Genomic DNA, 13,352 nt, shown 5'->3' with positions numbered 1-13,352 from the left:
TGTATTCCCCGCCACAATAAAACGGGCCCCGACACAAGTGTCGGGGCCCGTAGTGACCACATCCCTGTGGTCGGTCGCATGAACCTGTAAGGTGCATTGAGCGGATATCTGCCTCGCTCGTGGCCGCCTTGCCTAAGTCCAGTCGAGTCGTTGCGCGTTACTCTGCTTTCAGGCCGTCGGCCGATACAGCTTTAACGCCTTTGATTTTCTTGGCGATGGCTACTGCCATTTCCTTTTGTGCATCAGTCACAGCAACAGTGGAGGACAGGGAGACCACACCTTTGTTGGTTTCGACTTTGATGTCGGTGCCAGGAATGCCTTTCTCGGTAACCAGGTCAGCTTTGACTTTAGTGGTGATCCAGGTATCGGTGGTCGCTTCTTTGGCCTTGTCCACTTCACCGGCGGCTACAACCATTGGAGCCTGGGAAGTTTGGGCGAACGCAACGTTAGCCATGGTCAGGGTCAGCGCGGTGGCAGTTGCAGCAGCGATAGCGAACTTCTTCATACGAGTAACTCCTGTTTTTTCGAAGGTCTGCAGCGTTTCAACGTTAATGCTGCAGGGTTACCAGTACTGTTGCAGGCGCTGTGCCAACTTTCGCATAAGAATAAAAACCTTTAAATTCAATAGCTTATGTTTTTTGTCGAAATTCAGAATCGTGCAACTTGCATGAAGCCCATCGTGCCTGCATGCAAGTTGCGGCTTTTGTCCTGGGCTAAACGGCTGATTTACCTTCACTTTCCTGCAGCCCAAAAAAAAGGACTCCGAAGAGTCCTCTTTTTCAGCGTAAAGCCTGGGAGTAATTAAACGCCCGAAGCCTTGGCTGCTGCTACGTCCTTGATGGACAGCTTGATACGGCCGCGGTTGTCCACGTCCAGTACCAGCACTTCCACTTCCTGGCCTTCTTTCAGGATGTCGGTCACTTTCTCTACGCGAGCATCGCTCAGCATGGAGATGTGAACCAGACCGTCCTTGCCCGGCAGGATGTTGACGAACGCGCCGAAGTCGACGATGCGCTCAACCTTACCGACGTAGATCTTGCCGATCTCGGCTTCAGCGGTGATGCCCAGGACGCGCTGGCGTGCAGCTTCAGCCGCTTCCTTGGTTTCGCCGAAGATCTTGATCGAACCGTCGTCTTCGATGTCGATCGAAGCCTTGGTTTCTTCACAGATCGCACGGATGGTCGCGCCGCCTTTACCGATGACATCACGGATTTTGTCGGTGTCGATTTTCATCGCGATCATGGTCGGAGCATTTTCCGACAGCTCGGTGCGGGACTGACCAATGATCTGGTTCATCTGGCCGAGGATGTTCAGGCGCGCTTCCAGGGCTTGGCCCAGAGCGATTTCCATGATTTCTTCGGTGATGCCCTTGATTTTGATGTCCATCTGCAGCGCGGTAACACCTTTGGCGGTACCGGCTACTTTGAAGTCCATGTCGCCGAGGTGGTCTTCGTCACCCAGGATGTCGGTCAGGACGGCGAACTTCTCGCCTTCTTTAACCAGACCCATGGCGATACCGGCAACTGGCGCCTTCATCGGCACACCAGCGTCCATCAATGCCAGGGAAGCACCGCAAACGGAAGCCATGGAGCTGGAACCGTTGGACTCGGTGATTTCCGACACCACACGGATGGTGTACGGGAACACGTCGGCGGCAGGCAGCATGGCTGCAATCGAACGACGGGCCAGGCGGCCGTGACCGATTTCGCGGCGACCAGCACCCCCCATGCGACCACACTCACCTACCGAGAACGGAGGGAAGTTGTAGTGAAGCATGAACGGGTCTTTTTTCTCGCCTTCCAGGGTGTCCAGCAGTTGTGCGTCACGGGCAGTACCCAGAGTCGCGACTACCAGGGCCTGGGTTTCACCACGGGTGAACAGGGCCGAACCGTGGGTCTTCGGCAGAACGCCGACTTCAATATTCAGCGGACGTACGGTGCGGGTGTCGCGACCGTCAATACGTGGCTTGCCGTTAACGATATTTTCGCGAACGGTGCGGTATTCGATTTCGCCGAAGGCTGCTTTGACTTCGCTGGAAGAAGGCTGGCCTTCTTCACCGGACAGCTTGGCAACAACCTGATCCTTCAGTTCACCCAGGCGAGCGTAACGGTCGGCCTTGATGGTGATGGTGTAGGCGTCGGAGATCGCAGCACCGAACTCGGAGCGGATAGCGCCCAGCAGTTCAGTGGCTTCTGGCTGAGGAGCCCAGGTCCAGGTCGGCTTGGCGGCTTCGGCAGCCAGTTCTTTAACAGCGTTGATCACAACCTGGAACTCGTCGTGAGCAAACAGTACAGCGCCCAGCATCTGGTCTTCGGTCAGCTCTTTGGCTTCCGATTCAACCATCAACACGGCTTCCGAAGTACCGGCAACGACCATGTCCAGGCTCGAAGCTTTCTGTTGTTCGTAAGTTGGGTTCAGCAGGTAGCCGGTGCTTTCGTGGAAAGCAACGCGAGCTGCGCCGATCGGGCCATCGAAAGGAATACCGGAGATGGCCAGGGCAGCCGAGGTGCCGATCATCGCAGCGATGTCCGGATCGGTCTTCTTGCTGGTGGAAACGACGGTGCAGACAACCTGCACTTCGTTCATGAAGCCTTCTGGGAACAGCGGACGGATCGGACGGTCGATCAGTCGGGAAGTCAGGGTTTCTTTCTCGGAAGGACGGCCTTCGCGCTTGAAGAAACCACCAGGGATCTTACCGGCAGCGTAAGTCTTTTCCTGGTAGTGAACGGAAAGAGGGAAGAAGCCTTTGCTTGGGTCAGCGGTCTTGGCGCCTACAACGGTTACCAATACGGTAACGTCGTCGTCAACGGTGACCAGCACTGCGCCGGAGGCTTGACGGGCAATACGGCCTGTCTCGAGGGTAACGGTCGACTGACCGAACTGGAATTTTTTGATTACCGGGTTCACGGTGTCCTACCTTCTTTGTGGCTCTTGGGGAACTTGTCTTCTTGCGAAATTCTTGGGCAATGTCGGGAATCGGCCCAACCCTTGTCCAGGGTAAAACGTGTATCCAGATAAAACTTGAGGCTGGGAGCCTGCCATGGGCCAGCGGGAAACCCACTGACACACGGCAAACAACCAACCTCTAGCGCAATCGCTGATTAGCGACGCAGACCCAGGCGACCGATCAGAGCCTGGTAACGGCCCAGATCCTTGCCTTTCAGGTAGTCCAGCAACTTACGGCGCTGGTTTACCATGCGGATCAGACCACGACGGGAGTGGTGATCTTTACCGTTGGCCTTGAAGTGACCCTGCAGCTTGTTGATGTTGTGGGTCAGCAGTGCAACTTGCACTTCTGGCGAACCAGTGTCACCAACAGCTTGCTGATAGTCAGCTACGATTTGTGCTTTTTCTTGAACGTCGAGAGCCATGAGGCAATCCTTTTTTCAGGAAACCACCCAAAGGGCAGTTTCAACAGGCCAGGGACAAATCCCTGTATCTAAAAATGAGTGTTGACCGTGCCTGTTAACAGCCACACTCGTTCGGTCATTCTGACCGAATCAGCCGACGCGGCGCGATGCGCCCGTCTTCGCTCACTTCACCGATACCGATAAAGCGACCGTTATGATCTTGTACCCGCACCATGCCGAACTTCGGAGCATCCGGTGCGCGGACCGGCTGGCCGTTGAGCCAGTAGAACGCGCTGTGTTCCGAGAAGTGCAGCAATGGCCAATCCAGCAAACCGCTGTCCGATGGCATCAGGAAGCGATCAACTGCTTCATTGCCGCCTTCGGCATGTACAGCTTCCAACTCTTCCAACGTGACCGTCTGGGCCAGGGTGAAAGGGCCAGCCTGGGTGCGTCGCAGTTCTGCAACGTACGCGCCGCAACCGAGCTGTTCACCAATATCTTCCACCAGGGTACGGATATAGGTGCCTTTGCTGCAGTCCACGGCCAAGCGGGCGGTGTCGCCTTCACAGGCGAGCAATTCCAAGCGCGCAATAGTAACAGAACGCGGTTCACGCTCCACTACTTCGCCCGCACGTGCCAGCTTGTAAAGAGGCTGGCCATCACGCTTGAGAGCCGAGTACATCGGCGGTATCTGACTGATTTGCCCACGAAAAGCGGGTAAGGCAGCCTCGATATCTGCACGACCAACGGTCACGTCGCGAACCTGCAGAACATCACCTTCGGCGTCTGCCGTGGTGGTGGTCTTGCCCAGCTGCATAAGGGTTTCGTAACCCTTGTCCGAATCGAGCAGGTATTGCGAGAACTTGGTGGCCTCGCCAAAGCACAATGGCAACACGCCAGTAGCCAGGGGGTCGAGGCTACCAGTGTGCCCGGCCTTTTCGGCATTGAGCAGCCAGCGGACCTTCTGCAACGCCGCATTGGAGGTAAAACCAATGGGCTTGTCGAGCAGGATGATGCCGCTGACGTTACGACGGATACGTTTGACCTGAGCCACCGCTTACTCCTTGGCGTCTTCAGGTGTGGACGGATGCTGATTGTCTTCAGCCACGGCGCGCTCGATCAGGGCCGACAGGTGCGCACCACGCACGACGCTTTCGTCGTAGTGGAAGTGCAACTGGGGCACGCTGCGCAGCTTCATCTCACGGGCCAACTGCATACGCAGGAAACCTGCAGCGGAGTTGAGCACCTTGATGCTTTGCGCGATTTCTTCGCTGTTGTCCTGACCCATCACGGTGATGAAGATCTTGGCGTGACCGACGTCACGGCTCACTTCAACAGCGGTGATGGTGACCAGGCCAACGCGCGGGTCTTTGACTTCGCGACGGATCAGTTGGGCCAGCTCGCGCTGCATCTGATCGCCGATACGTTGGGTACGGCTGTATTCTTTTGCCATGTCTTGTTACCTGTTACTGCCACACGGTGAAACCCGTGGGGTCTGAAAGCGGCAAACGCCCGGCCTGACAAAAGCCAGACCGGGCGTTGCGTTTAGAGTCCGGACACTGCGCGGGGCATTTGCATGCCCACACGCGGCGTGGCTCCTGAAGTGCGCGAGTTAGAGGCTGCGAGCAACCTGAACCTTCTCGTAGACTTCGATCTTGTCGCCAGGCTTGACGTCGTTGTAGCTCTTGACGCCAATACCGCATTCCATGCCGGCACGTACTTCGGAAGCGTCATCCTTGAAGCGGCGCAGGGATTCCAGCTCGCCTTCGAAGATAACGATGTCTTCACGCAGTACACGGATTGGACGGTTACGGTGCACAGTACCTTCGATAACCATGCAACCGGCGATCGCGCCAAACTTCGGCGAACGGAACACGTCACGGACTTCGGCGACACCCAGGATATTTTCCCGAACGTCACTGCCAAGCATGCCGGTGAGGGCTTTCTTGACGTCTTCGATGATGTCGTAGATGACGTTGTAGTAACGCATGTCCAGGCCTTCCTGCTCGACGATCTTCCGTGCGCCAGCATCGGCACGCACGTTGAAGCCGAACAGTACAGCGTTGGAAGCCAGTGCCAGGTTGGCGTCGGATTCGGTGATACCACCGACACCGCCACCGACAACACGCACTTGCACTTCGTCGTTACCCAGGCCGTTCAAGGCGCCGTTCAACGCTTCGAGGGAACCACGGACGTCAGATTTGAGGACGATGTTAAGCGTCTTCTTCTCTTCCTGGCCCATGTTCTCGAAGATGTTTTCCAGCTTGCCGGCGTGAGCACGGGCCAGCTTGACTTCGCGGAACTTGCCTTGACGGAACAGAGCCACTTCACGGGCTTTCTTCTCGTCGGCAACTACGCTCATCTCGTCGCCAGCGTCCGGGGTACCGTCCAGGCCGAGAATCTCGACAGGGATGGCTGGACCGGCTTCCTTGATTGGCTTGCCGTTCTCGTCGAGCATGGCACGTACACGGCCGTAGTTCGAACCGACCAGCACCATGTCGCCTTGGCGCAGGGTACCGTCTTGAACCAGAACGGTCGCAACCGGGCCACGGCCCTTGTCGAGGCGGGATTCAACCACAACACCACGGCCAGGAGCCGATGGGGTAGCGGTCAGTTCCAGGACCTCGGCTTGCAACAGGACTGCTTCGAGCAGTTCGTCAACGCCGGTACCCATCTTCGCCGAGACCGGTACGAATGGAGTGTCGCCACCCCACTCTTCGGAAGTCACGCCATGAACCGACAGTTCGCTACGGATGCGATCGAGATCAGCGCCCGGCTTGTCGATTTTGTTCACGGCAACCACCAGCGGCACGCCAGCTGCTTTAGCATGCTGAACGGCTTCGATGGTTTGCGGCATCACGCCGTCGTCCGCTGCAACCACCAGGATCACGATGTCGGTCGCCTTGGCACCACGGGCACGCATGGCGGTAAACGCGGCGTGACCAGGGGTGTCGAGGAACGTCACCATGCCACGGTCGGTTTCAACGTGGTAGGCACCGATGTGCTGGGTAATGCCGCCGGCTTCGCCCGCTGCAACCTTGGCACGACGGATGTAGTCGAGCAGGGAAGTCTTACCGTGGTCAACGTGGCCCATGACGGTCACGACTGGAGCACGGGAAACCGCTTCACCTTCAAACTTCAGGGACTCGGCCAGGGAATCTTCCAGGGCGGTGTCGCTGACCAGGGTCACTTTGTGGCCCAGCTCTTCAGCAACCAGCTGGGCAGTTTCCTGGTCCAGTACCTGGTTGATGGTGGCTGGAGTACCCAGCTTGAACATGAACTTGATGATTTCAGCAGCCTTGACCGACATCTGCTGAGCGAGATCGCCAACAGTGATGGTCTCGCCGATCTTCACTTCACGCACGACAGGGCCGGTTGGGCTCTGGAAACCGTGGGCGTTGCGTTTCTTCAGCTTGGCCTTGCCGCGACCACCACGACGGAAGCCATCGCTTTCTTCGTCGGTAGTCCGTGGGGCAACGCGCGGAGCAGGCGCTTTCTCTTTGACCGAAGCACGATGTGGAGCGTTTTTACGCTCGCCATCGCCACCGCCGCTACGACGATTGTTATCGTCGGCACGTGGTTTGTCCGGACGACGAGGTTCGTCGCGCTTGCGAGCGTCAGCAGCAGGCGCTGGTGCAGCGGCAACCGGAGCGGCCTCACGCACAGCTTCTACAGGCGCGCTAGGCGCAGCGACTGCGTCAGTACCAGCAGGTTGCGCAGCAGCAGGCTGGCGACGCGCTTCTTCTTCGGCGCGACGCTTGGCTTCTTCTTCAGCCTTCTGACGTGCAGCATTTTCTACTGCGCGACGTTCGTCCATCTCGCGTTTGCGCTCGGCTTCGATTTCTTCCGGGCTGCGCTGTACGAAGACTTTCTTCTTACGCACTTCAACGCTGATGCTCTTGCTACCAGCCACCCGCAGGGTGCTGGTTGTTTTGCGCTGCAATGTAATCTTGCGCGGTTCTTCCACTTTCGCCTTGTGGCTGCTTTTCAAGTGAGTCAGCAACGATTGCTTCTCACTGTCGCTCACATGTTCCTCGGCGGCGGTGTGCGGCAGACCTGCCTCACGCATCTGCTGCAACAGGCGCTCTACCGGTGTTTTGACCTCATCGGCCAGTTGTTTCACCGTGACTTGCGTCATGCACTTCTCTCCTCAGGCCGCGCCTAATTACTCGAACCAATGGGCTCGGGCGGCCATGATCAACTTGCCGGCACGATCATCGTCAATGCCGTCGATGTCGAGCAGGTCGTCAATAGACTGCTCGGCCAGGTCTTCGCGGGTAATTACGCCGCGCACCGCCAGTTCCATCGCCAAATCCTTGTCCATACCCTCAAGCGAGAGCAGGTCTTCGGCCGGATGGGCGTCTGCCAGCTTTTCCTCAGTAGCGATGGCTTTAGTCAACAAGCGATCCTTGGCCCGAGCGCGAAGCTCGTTGACGGTGTCTTCGTCAAAGCCGTCGATGTTGAGCATTTCCTCCACCGGTACGTAGGCAATCTCTTCCAGGCTGGTAAAGCCTTCATCTACCAGCACCTGTGCCAGATCTTCGTCGACTTCCAGCTCATCGATGAAGTTGCGCAGGATGTCGCCGGTTTCTGCTTGCTGCTTAGCCTGGATGTCCGATTCGGTCATGACGTTCAGGGTCCAGCCAGTCAACTGGCTGGCCAGACGCACGTTCTGACCACCGCGACCGATGGCCTGGGCCAGATTGTCTGCGCCAACGGCGATGTCCATTGCATGGGCATCCTCGTCAACAATAATTGCCGCGACTTCAGCCGGGGACATGGCGTTGATCACGAACTGCGCCGGGTTATCGTCCCACAGCACGATATCCACACGCTCACCGCCCAATTCGCCCGACACTGCCTGGACGCGCGAACCGCGCATACCAATGCAAGCACCCTGCGGGTCGATGCGTTTGTCCTTGGAGCGGACCGCGATCTTAGCGCGCGAACCCGGGTCGCGGGACGCAGCCATGACTTCGATCAGGCCTTCGGCAATTTCCGGCACTTCGATACGGAACAGCTCGATCAACATTTCCGGCGCGGTACGCGACAGGATCAGTTGAGGGCCACGGTTCTCAGTGCGGATTTCCTTGAGCAGCGCACGCAAACGCACGCCGACACGGAAGGTTTCGCGGGAAATGATGTCTTCACGGGCCAGCAACGCTTCAGCATTGTTACCTAGATCGACGATCACGTTGTCGCGGGTCACTTTCTTCACGGTGCCGGAGATGATTTCCCCCAGGCGCTCGCGATAGGCGTCAACGACTTGAGCGCGCTCGGCTTCACGGACCTTTTGCACAATGACTTGCTTGGCAGTCTGTGCAGCGATGCGGCCGAACTCGATGGACTCGATCTTTTCCTCGACGACGTCACCCACCTGGGCGCCCGGATGCGTTTGCGCAACCTTGCTTGGCCAGGTTTCGATGGCCGGATCATCAAGATCGGCTTCTTCAACGACTGTCCAGCGACGGAAAGTCTCATAAGCTCCGGTATGGCGATTGATTTCCACACGCAGATCAACTTCGTCTTCAAAACGCTTTTTGGTAGCAGTGGCCAGGGCCAACTCCAGCGCTTCAAAAATCACGTTAGCCGGTACGCCCTTTTCATTGGATACCGACTCAACAACCAGCAGTACTTCTTTGCTCATCGTACGCCTCGCCTTTCGCAAGCCATTGGATCCGCGGGATCCGCAGTTTCTGGCACGTCTCAGTCAAAACTGGGAATAATGTTGGCCTTGTCGATCATATCGATCGGCAACAGGAACTCGTGGTCTTCTACCTGCACCACTACATCCTGTTCTTCTACACCGCGCAGAAGGCCCTGAAAGTTGCGTCGCCCTTCGAAAGGGGATCGCAGCTTGATCTTCACTTGTTCACCGACATATTTAGCAAACTGCTCAATAGTGAACAGTGGGCGTTCCATGCCTGGCGAGGAAACTTCGAGGGTGTATTCAACGGCGATCGGATCTTCAACATCCAGGACACCGCTGATCTGACGGCTGACGATGGCACAATCGTCCACCAGCACACCGCCCTCTTTATCGATATAAACGCGCAACATTGAGTGGCGACCTTGAGCCGAAAACTCAATACCCCAGCATTCATAGCCTAGGGCCACGACCACCGGGGCCAGCAAGGCCTGCAACTCTTCTAGCTTGCTCGACACCTGAACCCCCTCGTGCATGTATGTGCATGCTGTGCAAAATAAAAAAATGGGCGAAACGCCCATCCTTGAAACGCCGTCGAACAGCGGCGTTGAAAGTGTCCAGCTAACAAAAAGCCCCTTAAAAGGGGCTCCGCTAAAACTGGTTGCGGGGGCCGGATTTGAACCGACGACCTTCGGGTTATGAGCCCGACGAGCTACCAGACTGCTCCACCCCGCGACAAAGCTGGGGCGGAAGTATACGACCGATCCCTTACAGGGTCAATGTAACCTTCCACCTACAAGAAAGCCCGCAACAGCGGGCTCTCCTGATAATTGGTACCGAGAAGGGGACTCGAACCCCTACACCCTATGGGCACAACCACCTCAAGGTTGCGTGTCTACCAATTCCACCACCTCGGCAATACAGCGTTTACAACCTTCTTACTTCTGCTCTTGAGCTGGAGGCACGTCAGTCGCTGGAGTAGCCGACTTTTGCTCTTGAAGCACCGGGACATCATCAGAAGCCGGTTTTGCTTTTGGAACTTCCAACACTGCTGGATCTGGCAAACCTGCTTGAGTCAGCACATGAGCTTTCTCTTTAGCAAAGTAACCTAACCCCAGGCTGGTTATGAAGAAACCGGCGGCAAGTATAGCAGTAAACTTACTAAGAAAGGTAGAGGAACCTTGGCTTCCGAACACAGTATTTGAAGCACCTGCCCCGAAAGACGCACCAGCGTCCGCACCTTTACCCTGTTGCAGCAATACCAGGGCAACAACGCCCAGTGCACCCAACAGATGAAAAACGACTACGACTGTTTCCAGCATTTTCTCAGTTTCCCGCGGCGCGACAAATCGCACCGAACTCATCTGCATTCAGGGAAGCTCCACCAATGAGCCCCCCATCGATATCCGGCATGCCGAACAGTTCGACCGCATTGGCCGCCTTCACGCTGCCGCCGTATAGAAGCCGCACACCTTGTGCGACCTCAGAATTCTCTGCCGCCAACTGCGCGCGAATGGCTGCGTGCACATCCTGCGCCTGTTGCGGTGTAGCAGTCAGCCCGGTGCCAATGGCCCAGACCGGCTCGTAAGCAATCACTGCCTTTGCAAACGCACCAACACCCAACTCCTCGATGATGCTGCCCAGCTGACGCGAGACAACTTCAAGAGTCTTGCCCGATTCACGCTGCTCAAGGGTCTCCCCTATGCACAACACCGGAATCAGGCCACAAGCCTGTGCTGCTGCGAACTTGCGATTGAGTATCCCATCACGTTCGCCCATCATCTGACGGCGCTCGGAGTGCCCAACAAGCACATAGGAACAACCCGCATCCACCAGCTGACTCGGTGCAATCTCACCGGTCAACGCACCCTGCATGGCTTCCACCGCAGAATTCTGCGCGCCGACCTGGATCGACTTGCCTTTCAAGCCATCAACCACTTGGTTGATATGCAAGCAAGGCGGGAATACCGCGATATCAACACCGCTCGGCAGGGCCAGGTGACGAAGGCCATTGACCAGCTCAGCGACACTGGCGCGGGTACCGTGCATCTTCCAGTTACCAGCTACCATAGTGCGACGCATGCTGTACCTCGTCGGTCAAAGTGGGCGCAGATGTTACCCAACCACATCAACACTGGCAAGCCGAATTCAGGCGCAAACTTCAGTTACCAGTTTTGCCAGCTCTTCGGCGTAGCCGCGAACCTGTGTTTCATCATCGCCTTCGACCATCACACGCACCAAAGGCTCGGTCCCCGACTTGCGCAACAAGACCCGACCACGCCCCGCCATAGCGACGGTAACGCGCTCACAGGCTTCCTTGATCGCCGGGTGCTCGATAGGGTTTTCGCCACCCGAAAAGCGCACATTGAGCAGCACCTGCGGGCACTTGCGCAGCGCCTGGCGCGCCAGGGCCAGGCTTTCGTCACGCCGACGCAGGGCCAACAGCACCTGCAGCGCCGCAATGATCGCATCCCCGGTCGTGGTGTGCTGGAAGCACACGACATGCCCCGAATTCTCGCCACCTACCAGCCAGTTGCGCTCCAGCAGCTCGGCAATCACGTAGCGGTCGCCCACATTGGCCCGCACGAACGGGATCCCCAGGTCTGCCAGGGCCAGCTCCAGCCCCAGATTACTCATCAGGGTACCGACCACGCCACCTTGCAGCTTGTTACGCTCATGCAGGTCGCGGGCAATGATGAACAGCAGGTCGTCACCGTCGACGATGGCGCCGGTATGATCGACCATCAACACGCGGTCACCGTCGCCATCGAAGGCAATACCCAGGTCCGCGTGCTCGGCCAATACCGCTGCCTGCAATTGACCCATATGGGTCGAACCACAGTTATCGTTGATGTTCAGGCCGTTGGGCTGGGCCGACAGCACTGTAACCTCGGCACCCAACTCCTTGAATACACTCGGAGCAACCTTGTAGGTTGCACCATGGGCACAGTCGATGACCACCTTGAGCCCGGCAAAATTAGTGCTGGTAGGCACGCTGCTTTTGCAGAATTCGATATAACGGCCAGACGCATCGTTAATCCGTGAGACCTTGCCCAGCTTGCTCGATTCGACGACGGTCATCGGCGCATCCAGCAACTCTTCAATCATGTGCTCGATCGCGTCCGGCAGCTTGGTGCCCTGGCCCGAGAAGAATTTGATGCCATTGTCATCATGGGGATTGTGCGAGGCACTGATCACAATACCGGCTTCAGCGTGAAAGGTACGCGTCAGGTAAGCGATCGCCGGCGTAGGCATCGGCCCCAGCAACATCACATCTGCCCCGGCGGCAGACAGGCCCGCCTCCAGCGCAGACTCGAACATATAGCCAGAAATCCGCGTGTCCTTACCCACCAGGATGCGGCATGCCCCCATGCTGCGGAAGGCCATCCCGGCCGCCCAGCCCAGCTTGAGCATAAAGTCCGGAGTGATCGGGAATTCGCCGACCCGACCACGAATACCGTCGGTGCCAAAATATTTCTTTGTCATAAGTGCTCCATCATTCTTATTCGGCTGATTCTACTGCTTCGATCATCCGTACAACGTCAACTGTCTCGGCCACATCGTGCACCCGCAGAATACGCGCGCCCTTGGCCACGGCAAGCGCCGCCAGGGCCAGACCGCCGTACAGACGCTCACCCACAGGGCGATTCAAGGCCATGCCTATCATGCTCTTGCGCGACACCCCAACCAACAGGGGGCGACCAAGGGCATGCAGCGATTCCATATGTTTGAACAGGCTCAGGTTGTGCTGCAGGGTTTTGGCAAAACCAAACCCGGGATCGAGAATGATCCGCTCAGGGGCAATTCCCACAGCGGCGCATTGGGCAATGCGATCGACAAGAAATTCCGTCACTTCTGCGACCAGGTGATCATAGTGCGGCGCGTCCTGCATCGTCCCGGGCTCGCCGAGCATATGCATCAGACAGACAGGCAACCCGGTGGCTGCCGCCGCATCCAGCGCGCCGTCGCGCTGCAGCGAGCGCACGTCATTGATCAGTCCGGCCCCGAGCCGCGCGGTTTCGCGCATGACCGCCGGGGTCGAGGTGTCTACCGAAATAATGACATCCAGTTCGCGGTGAATACGCTCGACAATCGGCGCAACACGCTCCATTTCCTCCACAGGGGAAACAGCACGCGCGCCAGGCCGGGTTGATTCGCCCCCCACATCAATAATGGTCGCACCCGCAGCTACCATTGCCGCTGCATGGCGCAACGCCGCATCCAGCTGGCTGAAGCGACCACCATCGGAAAAGGAATCAGGGGTTACATTAAGAATGCCCATAACATGCGTATGGGCCAAATCAAGAACCCGGCTGCCGCAAGGCAACCGGGTGGAGGACAACACAGAAGTCATT

At 57.4% G+C, this 13,352-nt stretch carries 12 protein-coding genes and 2 tRNA genes; all 14 read right to left on the bottom strand.

Annotated elements, in window-relative coordinates; genetic code table 11:
* Positions 1 to 157 precede the first annotated feature (157 nt).
* Positions 158 to 505 (bottom strand): BON domain-containing protein, encoded by a 348-nt coding sequence (locus tag PSH73_RS03700; RefSeq protein ID WP_057960655.1) that lies wholly within the window; start codon positions 503 to 505, stop codon positions 158 to 160.
* Positions 506 to 801: 296 nt separating this feature from the next.
* Positions 802 to 2,907 (bottom strand): polyribonucleotide nucleotidyltransferase, encoded by a 2,106-nt coding sequence (gene pnp, locus PSH73_RS03695; RefSeq protein WP_057960656.1) that lies wholly within the window; start codon positions 2,905 to 2,907, stop codon positions 802 to 804.
* Between the two features lie 194 nt (positions 2,908 to 3,101).
* A complete protein-coding gene (gene rpsO, locus PSH73_RS03690) occupies positions 3,102 to 3,371 on the bottom strand; it encodes a 30S ribosomal protein S15 (protein ID WP_003176135.1) in 270 nt (89 codons plus the stop codon).
* A gap of 115 nt (positions 3,372 to 3,486) precedes the next feature.
* Entirely contained in the window at positions 3,487 to 4,404 is a 918-nt protein-coding gene (gene truB, locus PSH73_RS03685; protein WP_003176136.1) for a tRNA pseudouridine(55) synthase TruB, read from the bottom strand.
* A 3-nt stretch (positions 4,405 to 4,407) separates the two neighbouring features.
* Positions 4,408 to 4,803, bottom strand: a complete 396-nt coding sequence (gene rbfA, locus PSH73_RS03680; RefSeq protein WP_029298974.1) for a 30S ribosome-binding factor RbfA — start codon at positions 4,801 to 4,803, stop codon at positions 4,408 to 4,410.
* Positions 4,804 to 4,962: 159 nt separating this feature from the next.
* A complete protein-coding gene (gene infB, locus PSH73_RS03675) occupies positions 4,963 to 7,488 on the bottom strand; it encodes a translation initiation factor IF-2 (protein WP_057440169.1) in 2,526 nt (841 codons plus the stop codon).
* Between the two features lie 27 nt (positions 7,489 to 7,515).
* Positions 7,516 to 8,997, bottom strand: coding sequence for a transcription termination factor NusA (gene nusA, locus PSH73_RS03670; RefSeq protein WP_038445977.1), 1,482 nt, complete (start codon positions 8,995 to 8,997; stop codon positions 7,516 to 7,518).
* A 59-nt stretch (positions 8,998 to 9,056) separates the two neighbouring features.
* Positions 9,057 to 9,515, bottom strand: a complete 459-nt coding sequence (rimP, locus tag PSH73_RS03665; protein WP_032862957.1) for a ribosome maturation factor RimP — start codon at positions 9,513 to 9,515, stop codon at positions 9,057 to 9,059.
* 140 nt (positions 9,516 to 9,655) lie between these two features.
* A tRNA-Met gene (locus tag PSH73_RS03660) sits at positions 9,656 to 9,732 on the bottom strand.
* Between the two features lie 96 nt (positions 9,733 to 9,828).
* A tRNA-Leu gene (locus PSH73_RS03655) sits at positions 9,829 to 9,914 on the bottom strand.
* A 21-nt stretch (positions 9,915 to 9,935) separates the two neighbouring features.
* Positions 9,936 to 10,319: a preprotein translocase subunit SecG gene (secG, locus tag PSH73_RS03650; RefSeq protein WP_029298979.1), complete on the bottom strand. Its 384-nt coding sequence runs from the start codon at positions 10,317 to 10,319 to the stop codon at positions 9,936 to 9,938.
* 4 nt (positions 10,320 to 10,323) lie between these two features.
* Complete coding sequence (gene tpiA / locus PSH73_RS03645) at positions 10,324 to 11,079, bottom strand: triose-phosphate isomerase (protein ID WP_057960657.1); 756 nt, start codon at positions 11,077 to 11,079, stop codon at positions 10,324 to 10,326.
* Between the two features lie 66 nt (positions 11,080 to 11,145).
* Positions 11,146 to 12,483: a phosphoglucosamine mutase gene (gene glmM, locus PSH73_RS03640; RefSeq protein WP_057440170.1), complete on the bottom strand. Its 1,338-nt coding sequence runs from the start codon at positions 12,481 to 12,483 to the stop codon at positions 11,146 to 11,148.
* A gap of 16 nt (positions 12,484 to 12,499) precedes the next feature.
* Complete coding sequence (folP, locus tag PSH73_RS03635; RefSeq protein ID WP_057960658.1) at positions 12,500 to 13,351, bottom strand: dihydropteroate synthase; 852 nt, start codon at positions 13,349 to 13,351, stop codon at positions 12,500 to 12,502.
* Between the last annotated feature and the right edge of the window lies 1 nt (position 13,352).

Source organism: Pseudomonas sp. FP2294 (genome assembly GCF_030687625.1).
GTDB lineage: Bacteria > Pseudomonadota > Gammaproteobacteria > Pseudomonadales > Pseudomonadaceae > Aquipseudomonas > Aquipseudomonas shahriarae.
Note: the sequence above shows the minus strand (reverse complement) of the source record. Positions and strands in the feature narration are given on the sequence as shown.

Excerpts from the sequence above, each read along its gene's own strand:
- PSH73_RS03700 (WP_057960655.1), bottom strand. The coding sequence starts at position 505 with ATGAAGAAGTTCGCTATCGCTGCTGCAACTGCCACCGCGCTGACCCTG.
- rpsO (WP_003176135.1), bottom strand. The coding sequence starts at position 3,371 with ATGGCTCTCGACGTTCAAGAAAAAGCACAAATCGTAGCTGACTATCAG.
- rbfA (WP_029298974.1), bottom strand. The coding sequence starts at position 4,803 with ATGGCAAAAGAATACAGCCGTACCCAACGTATCGGCGATCAGATGCAG.
- infB (WP_057440169.1), bottom strand. The coding sequence starts at position 7,488 with ATGACGCAAGTCACGGTGAAACAACTGGCCGATGAGGTCAAAACACCG.
- nusA (WP_038445977.1), bottom strand. The coding sequence starts at position 8,997 with ATGAGCAAAGAAGTACTGCTGGTTGTTGAGTCGGTATCCAATGAAAAG.
- secG (WP_029298979.1), bottom strand. The coding sequence starts at position 10,319 with ATGCTGGAAACAGTCGTAGTCGTTTTTCATCTGTTGGGTGCACTGGGC.
- tpiA (WP_057960657.1), bottom strand. The coding sequence starts at position 11,079 with ATGCGTCGCACTATGGTAGCTGGTAACTGGAAGATGCACGGTACCCGC.
- glmM (WP_057440170.1), bottom strand. The coding sequence starts at position 12,483 with ATGACAAAGAAATATTTTGGCACCGACGGTATTCGTGGTCGGGTCGGC.
- folP (WP_057960658.1), bottom strand. The coding sequence starts at position 13,351 with ATGACTTCTGTGTTGTCCTCCACCCGGTTGCCTTGCGGCAGCCGGGTT.